A 15,817-nucleotide genomic window follows, 5' to 3' on the forward strand; every position below is an offset into this window, starting at 1 on the left:
GGACACAAGCTCAACAGTAAAGGGTTCATGAGCTCGTGTCCCTTGGTGCCAGGCACGAGGGGACACAAGCTCAGCCTTAAGTCGCAGTCCACTTCAACCCGGCAATGCACACGGCTATGCCCGCAATCAACGCGAGGCGCAGCGGCGCGGCGCTTTCGCCGTACAGCGCAATGCCGGCAGCCGCGACGCCGGCGGCGCCGATGCCTGTGAAGACGGCAAACGCTGTACCCACCGGCAGTTGGCGCAGCGCCAGCGTCAGCAGCACGATGGCGCCGTTCGCGCACACCAGGCCGGCGATGCTGGGCCACAGCCGCGTCCAGCCTTGCGCGTGCTTCAGCGCCAGCGCCATCGCCACGTCGGCCAGCGCGGCGGCCAGCAACAGCAGCCACGCCACGTCAGTCCCCTTCCTGGCCCTGGGCCGCCAGGGCCGCCTGCACGGCTGGGCGCGTGCCGATGCGGGCCAGCCATGCCGCCACTGACGGGTAGTCGGCGATCGGAATACCCAGCGTGCCGTGCTCGCGCAGCCATGGCCATGCGGCGATGTCGGCGATCGAGTACGCATCGCCCGCCAGCCACTCATGGCGCGCCAGCTGGGCCTCGACGACGCCGTACAGCCGCCGTGCCTCGTTGCCATAGCGCTGCAATGCCTGTTCGTTCGGCGTGCCGGCCGCATGGCGGAAGTACCACAGTTGCCCCAGCATCGGGCCGATGTGCGCGGCCTGCAGGAACAGCCATTGCAGCACCGCGCTGCGTGCCGCTCCGTCGCGCGGCAGCAGCTGCCCGGCCTTGTCGGCGAGATGGACCAGGATCGCGCCGGATTCGAAGATCGCCTGGCCGTCGTCGACGAGCAGCGGGATCTTGTGGTTCGGGCTCATGTCCGCGAACGGTGCATGGTGCTGCTCGCCCGCGTCCAGGTCCACCTTGCGCACCTCGTGCGCCAGATCGAGCTCGCGCAGTGCGATGGCGATCTTGTGGCCGTTCGGCGTGGCGGCGGTGTAAAACGTGATCATCGTGTCCTCCCAGTTGGTGAGGGGCCAGTATGCGTGCCGCGAGAACGCATTAGAATTCCTGTTTTACGCATACGGATTCTGCATCCATGCATGACTGGGAAGACTTGCACACGTTCGCCCCCGTCGTCCGCACTGGCAGCATTGCTGGCGCGGCGCGGGCGCTGAAGGTGAACCACTCCACCGTGCTGCGCCGGCTGGACAGCCTGGAACAGGGGTTAGGCGTACGACTGTTCGAGCGCCTGCGCACAGGCTATGTGCCGACGTCCGCCGGCGAAGCGCTGCGCGAGCGGCTGCTGCCCGTCGAGGAACAGATCGACGCGGCGGCGCGCGCGCTGGCCGGGCTGGATGAAGCGTTGTCCGGCACGATCCGCATGACGACCACCGATACGCTGGCGCCCCTGCTGATGCCGATGCTCAAGCGCTTCGCCGGCCAGCACCCGCAGGTGGCGCTGCAGCTCGTGATCAACAACGGCTTCCTGAACCTGACGCGGCGCGAGGCCGACGTGGCGCTGCGCCCGTCGAACGCGCCGCCGGCCAACCTCGTCGGCCGCAAGGTGGGCCGCGTCGCGACGGCGCTGTATGCGGCGCGCACTTACCTCGGCGAGGCAAAGCGCGACGGCATCGGGCGCACCGACTGGGCCCGCCATCGCTGGGTGGGCGTCGACGACAGCCTGGCCCACCTGGCGATCGCGCAGTGGATGACGCACCAGGTGCGGCCGGACCAGGTGGTGCTGCGCGCGGACAGCCTCGTCGCGCTGGCCGATGCGGTGGCAGCCGGCCTGGGCGTCGGCCCCCTGCTCTGCCTTCTGGCGGAGCAGCGCTCCGGCCTTGTGCGGCTGGCGGAGCCGGATCCGCGCTTGGATACGGAGCTCTGGCTGCTGTGCCACCGCGACCTGCGCGGCACGGCGCGCGTGCGTGCGCTGATGCGTTTCCTGCACGACGAGCTGGCGGCCTGCCGGCACATCCTGCCGGCATGAGTTACAGTTGCCGTTCCCATCATCACTTCGGAGAAAAGCATGGCAAGGAAAGTCGCTGTCCTCGTCGGCAGCCTGCGCAAGGAATCGCTGACCCGCAAATACGCCCGCGCGATCGCCGCGCTGCTGCCGCCCGCGTTCGAGGCCGAGCTGATCGAGCTCGACATGCCGCTGTATAACCAGGACCTGGACGATGCCGGCACGCCGCCCGCCGCCTGGACGGAGTTCCGAAACAAGCTCAAGGCCGCCGAGGCCGTGCTGTTCGTCACGCCCGAGTACAACCGCACGATTTCCGGCGCGCTGAAGAACGCGATCGACGTCGGCTCGCGGCCGTGGGGCCACAGCGTCTGGACCGGCAAGCCGGCCGCCGTCGTGTCGCAATCGCCCGGTGCGATGGGCGGCTTCGGCGCGAACCACAATGTGCGCCAGGCTGTCGTGTTCCTGAACGTGCCCGTGATGCCTGCGCCCGAGCTTTACCTGGGCAACTCCGCGAACAACCTGGCCGAGGATGGCAGCATCGCCAACGAACAGACGAAGGAAGTGATCGGCAAGTTCGTGGCAGCGTTCACGCAATGGGTCGAGGCGAACGCGCCGGGCAAATAAGCCTTCACCTGCAATCGGCCGAGCCGAAGCGGTAAGGCTGGCCGCGCGCGACCGGGTGGCGCAACGTGGCTTCGTGCCCGCCCGGGTGCACCGTCAGCAACGACGGCGTGCCATCCTGGCGCAGCAGCGCCAGCCGGGCGCCGGGAAAACGCTGCGGGATCAGCGCGATGTCGTCATTTGCCAGCGCGCCGTGGTGCACCAGCACGCGGCACGCCGGGCCGAAGTCCAGCATCGCAGCCAGCGTGGCCGGCCGCATGCCGCGCGGATCGGGCATCGCCGTCAGCCGAAGGCGCGTATCGCCCTTGCGGATCGTGATGCCTTCCCACGTATCGAGCGGATAGACGCTCTGCCAGCCCTGCCCGCGCAGCACCGCGGCCGTGCCGGTCATCGCGACGACGGGGCGGGCGCTCCATGCGGCCAGCGCCGGCGCATCGGGCTGCGACAACAGCACCACGTCCGCCAGCTGCGCTGCCTGCCATGCATCGGCTGTGCCGTCGTCGCTGCCCGGATCGACCAGCACGGCCAGCCCGCGCACCCGCACCAGCACCGTTGCCTTGCCGACGAACTGCACGGCGCCGCCGGGATCGAAGCGGTCCGCGCCGGACGGGATCGTGATGCGAAAGCGCGGCACGTCCGCCGCCTGGGCACACGATGCAATGAGCAACAGCGTGGACCACAGCATCGTCCACCACGCAAGCGGGGTCTTCATGCGTCCTCCCATAAAACCCCACAGATAGCACGGCGCCGGCCGCGGCCGGGCGAGCTGCCGCAAAGGCTGCGAGCGCCGTGGCTGGCACGCCACGCGTCAGCGCGCCGCGGCGGGCTCGAACTTCCACGTCTCGCCGTGCTTCAGATACGTGACCTTGTCCGCCAGCCCCGCTTTCTGCACAGCCTTCTGGAAGTCCGACAGCGGCGACTTGAAGACGTCGTAGTCGTTGTAGTGGATCGGGATCGCCCGGTCCGGCGCGATCAGCTTCAGCATCTTGACGCCCTCCTGGGCATCCATCGTCACCGTGACGATGCCGAGGATTTTCGTGCCGCCCAGGTGCAGCAGCGCCAGGTTGACGCCCGGGTAACGGCGCGGGATTTCGTCGATGTCGCCGTACACCATCGTGTCGCCGCTGACATAGACACGGTAGTGCCCCGCGGCCGATGCGAAGTCCAGCATCGATCCCATCACGGGCGGCAGCAGCGCCGCCACCGGCAGCGGGCCATGGCGGCCGGGCATCGACGTCACGCGCAACGTCGTGCCGCCCTTCGTCACCTGCAGGTCCTGCCACGTGCCCAGGCCGATCACGGCGGTAAAGCCCATCTGGCGCAGCTTGTCCGCTGCAGGCGCCGTCGTGACGATCGGCGTGGCGCGGTTCAGTTTTTCCTGCACCAGCTTGTCGAAGTGGTCTTCGTGCAGGTGCGACACGAGCACGAGGTCGATCGGCGGCAGCGCGCCGAAATCGATGGCGGGATTGGTCTGCCGTTCGGACGTCAGCCCATAGCCCAGGTGCACGTGCTCGCCCTTGTGCAGGAAGTTCGGGTCCGTCAACACCGTCAGGCCGCCGTAGCGGAGCAGCACCGTGGCCGTGCCGATGAACTGCACCGAGTGCTCGGCCTGGGCAGCCGGCGTGCCGGCGGGAATGTTCAGGGTATAGCGCGGCGCCGTCGTGGGCTGCGCAGAGGCCGGCCCCGCCAGCACCGAGGCCAGCACAAGCAAGATTTCGATCACGAAACATCGATGACGCGAAACAAGGTGTTTCATTGGTCCTCCTGTCCCTTGAAAACACCTTTGATAGCACGGCTTTCACCGGCCCGCCCGCACGTTACGGGGCGGGTGCGGCATCCAAGCCACAGCAGGCACGATGCTACAATCCCGGACTCGGCCGCCTACCCGGCAGCGCCGTTCCTGTCAATGCTCCTGAGATCCAGATCATGCACCCCGAATCGCTCGCACCCATGCTCACGCCCTACGAAAAGGGCAACCAGAACCAGACCACGCTGTGGACCGAATGCATCGCGTTTTACGAAGAACTCGCGCGCCGCTTCCCCACCGTGCTGCGCTTCGGGCAGGCTGGCGTGTCGGATGGCGGCATTCCGCTGCATGTGGGCATCGTGAGCGCGGACGGCGTGTTCGACCGGGAAGCGATCAAGCGCGCCGGCCGGCCCGTATTCTTCAACAATAACGGCATCCACCCCGGCGAACCGGAAGGCATCGACGCGTGCATGGCGATCGTGCGCAACTTCTGCTTCGATCCCGCGAAGCTGGCCACGCTGGGCAACACCGTCCTGCTGTTCGTCCCGATCTACAACGTGGACGGTTGCCTGAACCGCGCCAGCACGTCGCGCCCGAACCAGATCGGCCCCGAGCTGTTCGGCTTCCGCGGCAACAGCCGCCACCTGGACCTGAACCGGGACTTCGTCAAGTGCGACACACTGAACGCGCGTTTCTTCAACGAGTTGATCACGGCCTGGGATCCAGACGTGATGGTGGACACCCACACGTCCAACGGCGCCGACTACACGTACACGATGACCTTGATCCACACGCAGGCGGACAAGCTGGGATCGAACCTCGGCCCGTTCCTGCGCCACACGATGCTGCCGCATATCTTCAAGGAGATGGAGGCGCGCGGCTGGCCGACGTGCCCATACGTGAACCCGGTGCAGGACACGCCGGATGACGGCATCGCCGAATTCCTCGAAGTGCCGCGCTTCTCGACGGGCTTCACGGCGCTGCACAACATCATCGGCTTCATGCCCGAAACGCACATGCTCAAGCCCTTCCAGGACCGCTACGAGTCGATGCGCACGCTGCTCGACGTGACGCGCGAGTTCACGGTCACGCATGCGGCCGAGATCCAACGGCTGCGCGCCGAAGCAAAAGCGGCGCAGCGCCAACAGAAGGAATGGCCCGTCACGTGGCGCATGGACGAGGACCACCCGACCACGTTCCGCTTCAAGGGCTACGAGGCGCGCCGTCACGCCAGCGTGCTGGGCAACTACGCGCGGCTGTCTTACGACCGCAGCAAGCCGTATGAAAAGGACATCCCCTACTACAGCAACTTCGTGGCCGACACGGTCGTGCGCGTGCCGCGGGCCTACGTGATCCCGCAGGCCTGGCGCGAAGTGGTCGAGCGCCTGCAATGGAACGGCGTCCAGATGACGCGCGTCGAAGCGCCGCGCCAGGTCGAGGCGAAGTACTACCGGATCGGCGAGCTGTCCACCCGCGCCACCGCCTACGAAGGCCATATGTTCCACGACGTCGTCGACGTGACTGAGCACACCGGCACGTTCACGCTGAACACCGGCGACTGGATCGTGCCGCTGGACCAGGACAATGCCCGCTACGCCGTCGAAACGCTGGAACCGCAAGCGCACGACAGCTTCTTCCGCTGGGGCTTCTTCAACTCGGTGTTGGAGCGCAAGGAAGCGATCTCGGACTACGTGTTCGAGGACCTGGCCGTGGAGCTGCTGGAGACCGAGCCGGCGCTGAAGGCGAAGTTCAATGCGTGGAAGGCCGCGAACCCGGACCAGCTATCGAACCAGGATGCGGTGCTGCACTTCATCCTGCACAACTGCGAGCGGCACGCCGAGCCGGAGTGGCGGCGCTATCCGGTACTGGGGCTGGTGTAAGGACGGGTCCATGTCCCGGTCCCTGCATTACGCCCTTTCACCGCGCACGTTCTTCCACAGCCACTACTTCCATCTGGGCCTGCGCTTCGGCGCGGGCCTGATCGGCATCGTCTGGCTGACGCTGGCGACGTCCGACATGGCCACGGCCATGTCGGTGGGCATCGGCGCGCTGTGCACCGCGCTGATGGACATGCCCAGCCCGTTGCGCCACAAATTCAACGAGATGCTGTCGGCGGTACTGCTGTGCAGCGTCGTGACGTTGCTGGTGAGCCTGTGCGCGCCCTACTTCTGGCTGCTGATCGGCGTGCTCGTGCTGCTGTCGTTCTGCGCCAGCATGATGGTCGTCTACGGCAAGAAGTCGATGCCGCTGCAACTGGCGACGCTCTTCATCATGACGATGTCGATGGAGCACCACATGACGCCCATGCAGGCGCTCGTGCACGTGGGCCTGTTCACGCTGGGCGGCGTGGCCTACCTCGCGTATGCGATGGCCATCTCGTGGGTGCTGCGCCACCGCATCAAGCAGCAGGTGCTGGCCGAAGCGCTGTTCGAACTGGCGGCCTACATCGACATCAAGGCGGACTTCTACGACACGCGCTACAACCTCACCGAGCAGTTCAACAAGCTGGTACGCCACCAGGCCTTGCTGGCGGACCGTCAGCAGGCGTCGCGCGACCTGATCCTGCGCGCGCACCAGAACCGCAAGGATGCGATCGTCGTGCAGGTCCACGTGCACATGCTGGACCTGTATGAACTGATTCTGTCCACGCATACGGACTACGCGCAGCTGCGCGTGCACCTCGCCGACTCGCCGGCGCTGATCGCCCTGCGCGACCTCGCGTACAAGTGCGCGCGCGACATCGAATCGGTGGCCTATGCCGTCACGCGCAAGAAGGCGTCGTACCAGTCGATCAGCTACGAGCCGGAACTGGCGGCGATCGAGACCGAGCTGGCCGAACTGCAGCGGCGCGTCGATGCCGGCAAGCCGGCCCAGGAAGCGCTGGCGGTGCTGCGGGCGCAGCGCAACAAGGTGCGCGCGATCATCAACATGGTGGGCGAGCTGCACGTGGCTAGCCAGAAGGTATCCGACAGCACGCCGTTCTGGCTGGACGCGGACATGCAACCGTTCCTGTCGCAGCAGCGCTACGAGCTGCAGGTGATGCTGTCGCACTTCCGGATGGATTCGCCGATCTTTCGCTTCTCGCTGCGCGTGGCGATGGCGATCGCCGTCGGCCTGGCGGTGGGCACGCTGCTGCCATATTCGGCGCACAGCTACTGGATCATCCTGACGATCGTGATCATCCTGCGCCCCAGCTTCGCGATGACGAAGCAGCGCCGCAGCGACCGCATCGTCGGCACCGTGATCGGCTGCGTGATCACGGCGCTGATCCTGGTGTTCTTCAACCACCCGGCCGTCGTGCTGGCGGCGCTGATCCTGTCGACGATCGCCACGCCCACGTTCGTCTACCTGCGCTACCGCTACACGGCGATCGCCGTGTCGATCATGATCCTGCTGCAGATGAACCTCGCGGCCGGCGGCAGCATCCAGGTGATCACCGAACGCCTCGTCGACACGTTCATCGGCGCGGCCGTCGCCACCGTGTTCAGCTTCGTGCTGCCGTCGTGGGAATACCAGTCGCTGCCCAAGCTGATCCAGCAGGTGCTGGCCGCGAACCTGCGCTACATGGAAGCGGCGTTCGAGCTGTTGCAGGGCAAGTGCCGCAACGACTTCCCTTACCGCATCCAGCGCAAGGGGCTGATGGATGCGCTGGCGACCTTGTCAGGTGCCATGGTGCGCATGCTCGACGAGCCGGCCAGCAAGCGCCGCGCCGTCGAGGACATCAACCTGTTCATCGTGCAGAACTACCTGCTTGTCGCCCACGTGGCGGCACTGCGCGCGATCCTGCGCCGCCACGTGAAGGACATCCCGGCACGCGAGGTGAACCGCATGCTGGCCGCCAGCCATGTGCAGGTTTGCCGTACACTGGCCGAGGCGCTCGCGAAACACGGTGTGCAGGCGCCACTGCCGAACCTCGAGGCGGACCTGGCGTGGTCGGAGACGATCGCTCCGACCGGTTCGGTCGAGTGGGCGGGCTGGCCCGTCGTGCAGCGCCGCGTGCGGCTGCTGCAGGCGGACGCCGAGAAAATCACCGTGCACAGCGAGGCGATCGAGCGCAACGTGGTCAAGCAATGAGTGGACGCGACCTGCTGGCGGCCCTGGTCGTCGTGGTCATCTGGGGCACCAACTTCGTCGCGATGAAGGTGGGCCTGCAGTACCTCACGCCGTTCCAGCTGGGCGCGGCCCGCTACCTGTTCGCGGTGCTGCCGCTGGTGCTGTTCCTGCGCCGCCCGCCCGTCGCGCCGAAGTGGATGCTGCTGTACGGCCTGTTCCAGGGCGTGGGCCAGTTCGGTTTCGTGTTCGTGTCGCTGAAGGTCGGCATGAGCGGCGCGCTCGCATCGGTCCTGCTGCAGACGCAGGTGTTCTTCACGGCGCTGTACGGCTACGCGCTGCTGGGCGAGAAGCCGGGCCGGCCGCTGCTGGCCGGCCTGTTCCTCGCCGCGCTGGGCCTCGTCTGCTTCGGCATGAACTACGTGGGCCGTGCAGCCGATGCGGAAACGACGCCGCTCGGCTTCGCTCTCGTGCTGGCCGGCGCGGCGATGTGGGCCGCATCGAACATCGTCGTGCGCCGCGCGCAGCAGACGAGCCCCGGCTTCGATCCGCTGGCCTTCCTCGTGTGGAGCTGCACGGCGCCGATCGTGCCGTTCGTGCTGCTGTCGCTGGCGCTCGACCCCGCCGCCACGCGCTGGCAATGGACCGCGATGCCATGGGCCGGCTGGGCCGCCGTGGCCTACCTGGGCTGGATGGCGACGCTGGTCGGCTACGGCTTGTGGACGACGCTCCTGAAGCGCCACCCGGTCAACAAGGTTGCACCGTTCAGCCTGGGCGTGCCGGTGATCGGGATCGCCGCCGGGCTGGTCGTGCTGGGCGAATCGGTGACCACGTGGCAGTGGGCGGGGATTGCGTTGATCGTGCTGGCGCTGGCTTGCGTGATGTTCGGGGGAAGGTTGTTGAATCGGGCGTGAGCGTCGCTATAATCGGCGCATCCGACACTCGTTGGGCCTGTCATGACGCTATTCACTCTTGGCACACCGATCCAGGCGCGCGGCGATCTTGTCACGCTCAACGATACGCGCGGGCGGCTGTCGGCCTACTTCATCTGGGATGAGGGCGACGGCAGCTTCCTGAAGTTCAAGCCTTTGCGGGCCGAGGCGCAGGAGTTCATCACCGAACTGCAGGTGCAGGCTGCGGACTGCCTCGATGCCGACGTCGGCATCCCGATCTTCTCGGAGAAGGCACGCGACGTGTTTGCGCGCGACATCCCCGACGAGCTGGATTTTTACGCCATCACCGTGGCGGTGCGCTCCGCCTCTTGCCGCTTCTATCTGGCCAAGACAAACGTGTATCGCAACCTCGTCGATGAAGAACGCTCGACGTTCCGCGCGATGCGTGATGGCGGCAAGTTGCTGCAAGTGGCAGCCTACCGCAGCGACATCGCACCGGACTTCGCCATCGCGCGCGATGCGACGTACCGGGAGCGGCTGGTTGCCACGCGGAAGATGATCGACATCATCGGCGCGAACGGGCTGGCGATTGCATACGAGGAAATTCGCCGAACCTGACGACGCAGGGAAAGCCGAATTCAACGGAAATTCGTGCTCGCTCAATCGCGCACAACAATATAAATAAAACAATAAATCAGCCTCAGCCGGTATAATCGGCCCCGATCGATGATCGGAAGGCACGTTATGCGCGATGTGATCCTGAGCCTACAAGAAATGATTGTTGACCGTCAGCACAACCGCATCCTGCGGCTGTCATTTCCCAACAATGACGGCCCCGATGCGCAGTTGCTCGTCAACAGCCTGCATGCGTTCGAAAGCCTGTCGCGGCCTTTCGACTATACGGTCGAACTGCTATCCGACAACCCGCTGATCCACCTGAAGGACTTGCAAGGCAAGATGCTGTGCGTGCAGCTGGTGCGCCGCGACGGCACGCTGCGCCACTTCACGGGCCGCGTGTTCCGGTTCGCGCTGAAGAAGGTCGACGGCGGCCTCGCCTACTACGAGGCGAAGCTGGGCCCGTGGCTGAACTACCTCGACCTGCGCAAGGATAACTACCTGTTCCACGAGGCGACACTGTACGACCAGACGGACAGCATCTTCGCCGACTACGGCGGCGTGGCCGACTGGGACTGGCGCGTGCAGGGTGCGCAGAAGCCGATGACGGATGCGTGCCAGTTCGACGAGAGCGACGCGAACTACCTGCAACGGCGCTGGTCGGCCGCGGGACTCGTCTACTGGTTCGAGCACGACGAATCCGGCCACAAACTCGTGATCAGCGACGACACGACCAGTGCCGCGCCGATCGACGGCGAGCCTGATATCCCCTACCAGCGCCACGGCGGTGTGGTCGAGGAAGACGGCATCGGCGACTGGTCGCCGGTGCGCCAGCTGATGCATGGCAGCGTGGCGCTGACGAGCTACGACTTCAAGAGCGGCCGCCCGGTCAGCGCATCGCTGCCGACGATGAACCAGCAGGGCGACGTGCCGGTGATCGAGTCCTACGAGTACACGGGCGCGTTCGGCTTCAAGGACGCGGCCGACGGCGACGCGCTGGCGCGCCTGCGCATGCAGGAAATCGAGGCGCGTGCCAAGCAGTTCGAAGGCGCCGGCAACAACCGGAAGATGATGCCGGGCCGCTGGTTCCGCCTGACCGGCCACTTCGACGACGAGGCGGGCGACGATGCGAACGAATTCCTCGTCGTCGAAGCGACGCACTACGCAACGAACAACTACCAGGCCCGCTACCAGGCGGGCAATGCGGACGGCACTGCGGAGCCGTACTACGAAAACCGCGTCACATGCCTGCGCCGCAAGATCCCGTGGCGCCCCGGCCGCGGCTTCTACTGCACCGAGACGCGCATCTACGGCATCCAGACCGCCACCATCGTCGGCCCGCCCGGCGAGGAAATCCACACCGACGAATATGGCCGCGTGCGCGTGCAGTTCCACTGGGACCGCGAAGGCAAGAACGACGAGCGCAGCTCCGCATGGATCCGCGTCGCGTCGCCGTGGTCCGGCTCGAACTTCGGCATGACGTCGATCCCGCGCATCGGCACCGAGGTGATCGTGTCTTTCATGGACGGCAATCCGGACCGCCCCGTCATCATCGGCATGCTGCCGAACGCGAACACGATGCCGGCGTGGTCGCTCCCCGCCAGCAAGACGCAAAGCGGCATCATGTCGCGTTCTTCCCCTGGCGGCGGGCCGGACAACGCGAACGCGCTACGCTTCGAGGACAAGAAGGGTGCGGAGCAGCTGTGGATGCAAGCGGAGCGGAATATGGATACCGTCGTCAAGAACGACGAGACCAAGGCCGTCGGCGCCAACCGCAGCATGCAGGTAGGCGGGCACCATACGGTCAACGTCGGCGGCAACCAGTCGCAGGGCATCAGCGGCAACCATACCCATACGGTCGGCGGGGAACTGATCGAAACCGTCAAGCGCAACATGACGGTGACGGTGACCGAGGGGCGGCAAGACAGCACGATCAAGGGCGACGTCACGGTCACGTCGCAAGACGGTGAAATCACCGTAACGTCGCCGAAGAAGATCACGCTGGTCGTCGGCGGCAGCTCGATCACGATGACGCCGAACGACATCACGATCGTCGGCGGCAAAATCTTCCTGAATCCTTGAACGACATCCATGAGCAATGAGCACAGCGCGGCAAGCGCACGCATCGGCATCCACGAAGGCAGCATCGGCCTGCCCGCCGGCTTTGAAGATCGCACGACGAACATGTTCGTTCCGCGCGACCCGCAGAGCCAGCCGAACCTGAGCATCGCGCGCGACTGGTTCGCCGACGGCGAAACGCTGGCCACCTATATCGACCGGCAACTGGGCATCCTGAAAGCCCGCATGCCGGGCCACAAGCTGCTGGCCAGGAGTGGCGAGCAGTTGGGGGGCGGCGACGCCGGCCTGGCGGGCGAACGCATCGACGCGCAGTACAAGAACGGCCAGCAGATCATCCGCCAGCGCCAGGCCGCCTTCGAGGTGGACCAGGGCCGCGTGCTCGTGCTTACGGCCGCCACCCCACGTGGATTCGACGAATCCTTCGAGCGGCTGTGGCGTGAATGGCTGGACAGTTTCGAACGGCCCGCAACGGCGGCGCCCACTGCGGCATAAGGCGAGTGCCATGTACGAAGCGGCCCGCCTGACCGATCCGATTGCCCACACCAGTGCGCTGGGCGGGTTCCTGATCGGCGCGCTGATCGGCGTGGCCCTGATTGCCGCGGTGGCTTTCGCGACGTTCACGTGCGGATTCGGCGTGGCGCTGCTGGCCGGCCTCGCCGCCGGCATCGGCGCTACCGCCATTCTCGGATTGGGCGAGGCGATCGGCAGATCCTTCTCATCCAGGGCGGGCAAGATCACCAGCGGCTCGCCGAACGTGTTCACCAACAGTCGCGCGGCGGCCTATGCCACCGTCAGCACCGTCGCCTGCGACAAGCACAATCCGACACCGCTGGTAGCGGAAGGATCGGGCACAGTCTTCATCAACGGCCTGCCCGCCGCACGCAAGAAGGACAAGATCACGTGCGGTGCCACGATCGACGATGGCTCGAACAACGTCGTCATCGGCGGCGGCACGGTGACCTACCTGCCGGTCGACGACGAAGTGCCGCCTTGGCTGCGCACCACGGTCGACTGGGCGTTCGCGCTGGCGGGGCTGGTCGGCGGCCTGGCCGGCCTGGTAAAGGCGGCTGGAGGCTTGTCGCGGGCCGTGCTGCCTTGCGCGGCGAAATTCATCGGCGGGTTCATGGTCGGCGAAGCGGTCGGGCGCTATGTCGCCGCGCCGGTCATCAGCCGCGTGATGGGCGGCCTGTTCGGCCAGCCGGTGGATGTGACGACTGGGCGCAAGGTGCTGCTGGCGCAGAACGAGATCGACTTCGTCGTGCCCGATCCGATTCCGGTCGTGATCTCCCGCTTCTACAGCAGCGACCTGGAATGGGAAGGCACGCTGGGGCGCGGCTGGCTGCTGCCCTGGGATCTGCGGCTGCAGCGGCGCGACGGCCAGATGTGGCTGTTCGACGCCCAGGGCAGGGAAACTGGCTTCCCGGTGGTCCCGCCAGGACACACCTTGTACAGCGAGGTGGAACAGCGTTACCTGGCCTGCACGCCTGACGGCCGCTACATCCTGTACGACCTGAATGAGCGCTATCTCGACTTCGGCTATTTCGACGGCGACGAAGGCGAAACGCACTGGCTGCAGCGGCAGGAGAATCGTACCGGGCAATGGATATCCTACGAGCGGGACCAGCATCAGCGGGTCCACACGATACGCACCGGCAGCGGCGTGGTGCTGCGGCTGCATTACGGCGGCAGCCGGCTGACGAGCGTCGAACGCCTGTACGACGCGCCGGGAGCGCTGGTGACGTATGCGTACGACGAACTGGGGCAGCTCATCGCGGTGACGGATGCGAACGGCCACGTGGTGCGCCGCTTCAGCTATGCCGGCGGCCTGATGGCCAGCCACACGAATGCGCTCGGCCTGGAGTCGCGCTATGAATGGGCAGACGTCGGCGGCAAGCCGCGCGTGATGGCATGCAGTTCCAGCGAAGGCGAGCGCGCCGAATTCCGTTACGACCTGCCGAGCCGCCAAACCTGGGTGCGGGATGAATTGGGCCGCACGGCGCATTGGGTCTATGACGAGCACCTGCAGATCACGCAGTGCACGGACCTGGATGGCGGCACTTACACACTGGAGTATTCCGCGGCGGGACAGCCGACATCGATCACGCTGCCGGGCGAGCGGAACATCGCCTTCGAGTACGACGATGCGGGTCGCATCGTCGGCGAGACTGACCCGATCGGGCGGCACACGCAAGCGAGCTATGACGGCAACAGCGTCCGCATCAAATACCTGACGCTGCCGGGCGGCGCGCGCTGGCGCTCGGACTACGACTACCTCGGCCGGCTGCTGCAAACCATCGACCCGCTCGAGCGCGTGGAGCGGTTCGAATACGGCACAGGACTAAGCCCCTATCCGCTGGCTCGCATCGATGCGCGCGGCGGCCGCCAGGGGTACGCCTGGAACGCACGGGGCCAGCTGGTCGCCTACACGGATTGCTCGGGCAAGACCACCCGGTACGAGTACGACGCGGCCGGGTACCTGGCGGCCGTGACGGATGCGCTGGGCCAGCGCACGCGCTTCGACAACTTGCCGACCGGGGAGCTGGCGCGCGCCATCCTGCCCGACGGCAGCGTCAAGGAATACGTCTACGACGCCGGCGGGCTGCTCGCCGAGCACCGCAACGGATCGGCCCAACACCTGCTTTGGACGCGCAACGCGCGCGGCCAGGTGGTCGAGGCGGTGGACCCCGCCGGCGGCACGCTGCGCTACCAGTACGACGTGCGTGGCCGCCTGGTCCGGCTGGCGTCGGACGAGAAGACCCGCTACGTATTCGACTACGACAGCGGCGACCGCCTCGTGCGCGAGCTGCGCCCGGACGGCGTCGAACGGCATTTGCGGTACGACGCGGCGGGCGAACTGGCCGAGCTGGAAAAGCTGGGCGCGCCAACGCCGGCGGCCACGGAGCGCGCCAGCCGCAGCACGACCTTCAAGCGCGACAAGATGGGCCGGCTGCTGGCGCAATCGACCGCGACGTCGATCGGCACGTACGCATGGAACGACGACGACCGGCTGGTACACGCCGAGCGCAAGCCGACCGACTTGGGCGCAGCCCTCGGCGTGACGGCCAGCACCGTGTCCTTCGACTATGACAAGGCCGGTCGCCTGCTTGCCGAACACGGCGCCGAAGGCACCGTCGCTTACGAACTGGACGAACTGGATAACATCGCCGCACTGGCGCTGCCCCATCAGCAACGGCTGGACATGCTGATGTACGGCTCCGGCCACGTGCACCAGATCCGCGCCGGCGACCGGATCGTCAGCGACATCGAACGCGACGACCTGCACCGCGAAGTGCTGCGCACGCAGGGCCGGCTGACGCAGCGCATCGGCTATGACCTGCTTGGCCGGCGCAGCTGGCAAGCGGCCGCCGCGCCGTCCAGCCCCATAGGGCCGGAACAAGGACGGCTCTGGCGCAGCTATCGCTACAACCCGCTCGACGAGCTGGCCGAACAGACCGACAGCGTGCGCGGCACGCTGGCATTCGAACACGACGCGGCAGGACACCTGCTGCGCCGCACGCAAGGCGGCGACCTGGCGCAGGAGCAGTTCGCATGGGATGCCGCGGGCAACCTGCTCGACAACATCGGGCGCAAGAGCCAGGGCCTCGTCGACGGCAACCGCCTGAAAGTGTGGCAGGACATCCGCTACGACTACGATGCGTGGGGCAACGTGATCCACAAGCGCAAGGGCAGCCACTTCAGCCAGCGCTTCGTCTACGATGCCGAGGACCGGCTGCTTGCCGTGACGAGCGAGAGCCCGGCCGGAACGGTCGAGACGCGCTTCGATTACGACCCGCTGGGCCGGCGCATCGCCAGCAGCACCGGTGCACCCGGCGCGGACTACGTGCAGCG

The 15,817-nt window shown here is 66.5% G+C and carries 13 protein-coding genes; 9 read left to right on the forward strand and 4 right to left on the reverse strand.

All coding sequences use genetic code 11. The annotated features are described in order from the left end of the window. Positions 1-76: 76 nt before the first annotated feature. Both IP92_RS29390 and IP92_RS29395 read right to left on the reverse strand, forming a co-directional pair. Entirely contained in the window at positions 77-394 is a 318-nt protein-coding gene (locus IP92_RS29390; RefSeq protein ID WP_145882207.1) for a DMT family transporter, read from the reverse strand. A gap of 1 nt (position 395) precedes the next feature. Next, positions 396-1,010, reverse strand: a complete 615-nt coding sequence (locus IP92_RS29395) for a glutathione S-transferase family protein (protein ID WP_145882209.1) — start codon at positions 1,008-1,010, stop codon at positions 396-398. 86 nt (positions 1,011-1,096) lie between these two features. Here IP92_RS29395 and IP92_RS29400 point away from each other — a divergent pair, with 86 nt between their 5' ends. Further along, positions 1,097-1,987 carry a LysR family transcriptional regulator gene (locus tag IP92_RS29400; protein WP_145882211.1) on the forward strand — a complete coding sequence of 297 codons (891 nt, stop codon included), beginning with the start codon at positions 1,097-1,099 and terminating at the stop codon, positions 1,985-1,987. A gap of 39 nt (positions 1,988-2,026) precedes the next feature. Next, on the forward strand, positions 2,027-2,587 hold the full coding sequence (locus tag IP92_RS29405) for an NADPH-dependent FMN reductase (protein WP_145882213.1): 561 nt from the start codon (positions 2,027-2,029) through the stop codon (positions 2,585-2,587). Positions 2,588-2,591: 4 nt separating this feature from the next. On the opposite strand, the gene IP92_RS29410 is transcribed toward IP92_RS29405, so the two are convergent. Together IP92_RS29410 and IP92_RS29415 are read right to left on the reverse strand one after the other, a co-directional pair. After that, positions 2,592-3,296 (reverse strand): MBL fold metallo-hydrolase, encoded by a 705-nt coding sequence (locus IP92_RS29410; RefSeq protein ID WP_158206742.1) that lies wholly within the window; start codon positions 3,294-3,296, stop codon positions 2,592-2,594. A 96-nt stretch (positions 3,297-3,392) separates the two neighbouring features. Continuing rightward, positions 3,393-4,307, reverse strand: a complete 915-nt coding sequence (locus IP92_RS29415; RefSeq protein ID WP_229419032.1) for an MBL fold metallo-hydrolase — start codon at positions 4,305-4,307, stop codon at positions 3,393-3,395. A 203-nt stretch (positions 4,308-4,510) separates the two neighbouring features. On the opposite strand from IP92_RS29415, the gene IP92_RS29420 reads away from it, so the two are divergent. The 7 genes from IP92_RS29420 to IP92_RS29450 form a co-directional block, all read left to right on the forward strand. Then, positions 4,511-6,211, forward strand: a complete 1,701-nt coding sequence (locus tag IP92_RS29420; protein ID WP_145882219.1) for a M14 family zinc carboxypeptidase — start codon at positions 4,511-4,513, stop codon at positions 6,209-6,211. A gap of 22 nt (positions 6,212-6,233) precedes the next feature. Further along, on the forward strand, positions 6,234-8,405 hold the full coding sequence (locus tag IP92_RS29425; RefSeq protein WP_145882232.1) for an FUSC family protein: 2,172 nt from the start codon (positions 6,234-6,236) through the stop codon (positions 8,403-8,405). Then, positions 8,402-9,295, forward strand: coding sequence for an EamA family transporter (locus IP92_RS29430; RefSeq protein ID WP_145882222.1), 894 nt, complete (start codon positions 8,402-8,404; stop codon positions 9,293-9,295). Before IP92_RS29425 ends, IP92_RS29430 begins: the two co-directional genes overlap by 4 nt. Positions 9,296-9,337: 42 nt before the next feature. Further along, positions 9,338-9,892: a hypothetical protein gene (locus IP92_RS29435; protein WP_145882224.1), complete on the forward strand. Its 555-nt coding sequence runs from the start codon at positions 9,338-9,340 to the stop codon at positions 9,890-9,892. A gap of 156 nt (positions 9,893-10,048) precedes the next feature. Next, complete coding sequence (locus IP92_RS29440; RefSeq protein WP_229419034.1) at positions 10,049-11,971, forward strand: type VI secretion system Vgr family protein; 1,923 nt, start codon at positions 10,049-10,051, stop codon at positions 11,969-11,971. Between the two features lie 9 nt (positions 11,972-11,980). Next, positions 11,981-12,460 carry a DcrB-related protein gene (locus IP92_RS29445; RefSeq protein WP_145882228.1) on the forward strand — a complete coding sequence of 160 codons (480 nt, stop codon included), beginning with the start codon at positions 11,981-11,983 and terminating at the stop codon, positions 12,458-12,460. A 10-nt stretch (positions 12,461-12,470) separates the two neighbouring features. Next, positions 12,471-15,817 (forward strand): DUF6531 domain-containing protein (locus tag IP92_RS29450; protein WP_145882230.1); only part of this gene is annotated, 3,347 nt, incomplete at its 3' end.

Source organism: Pseudoduganella flava (genome assembly GCF_007830495.1).
Taxonomy (GTDB): domain Bacteria; phylum Pseudomonadota; class Gammaproteobacteria; order Burkholderiales; family Burkholderiaceae_D; genus Rugamonas; species Rugamonas flava.

Excerpts from the sequence above, each read along its gene's own strand:
- IP92_RS29395 (WP_145882209.1), bottom strand. The coding sequence starts at position 1,010 with ATGATCACGTTTTACACCGCCGCCACGCCGAACGGCCACAAGATCGCC.
- IP92_RS29400 (WP_145882211.1), top strand. The coding sequence starts at position 1,097 with ATGCATGACTGGGAAGACTTGCACACGTTCGCCCCCGTCGTCCGCACT.
- IP92_RS29405 (WP_145882213.1), top strand. The coding sequence starts at position 2,027 with ATGGCAAGGAAAGTCGCTGTCCTCGTCGGCAGCCTGCGCAAGGAATCG.
- IP92_RS29410 (WP_158206742.1), bottom strand. The coding sequence starts at position 3,296 with ATGAAGACCCCGCTTGCGTGGTGGACGATGCTGTGGTCCACGCTGTTG.
- IP92_RS29420 (WP_145882219.1), top strand. The coding sequence starts at position 4,511 with ATGCACCCCGAATCGCTCGCACCCATGCTCACGCCCTACGAAAAGGGC.
- IP92_RS29430 (WP_145882222.1), top strand. The coding sequence starts at position 8,402 with ATGAGTGGACGCGACCTGCTGGCGGCCCTGGTCGTCGTGGTCATCTGG.
- IP92_RS29435 (WP_145882224.1), top strand. The coding sequence starts at position 9,338 with ATGACGCTATTCACTCTTGGCACACCGATCCAGGCGCGCGGCGATCTT.
- IP92_RS29440 (WP_229419034.1), top strand. The coding sequence starts at position 10,049 with ATGATTGTTGACCGTCAGCACAACCGCATCCTGCGGCTGTCATTTCCC.
- IP92_RS29445 (WP_145882228.1), top strand. The coding sequence starts at position 11,981 with ATGAGCAATGAGCACAGCGCGGCAAGCGCACGCATCGGCATCCACGAA.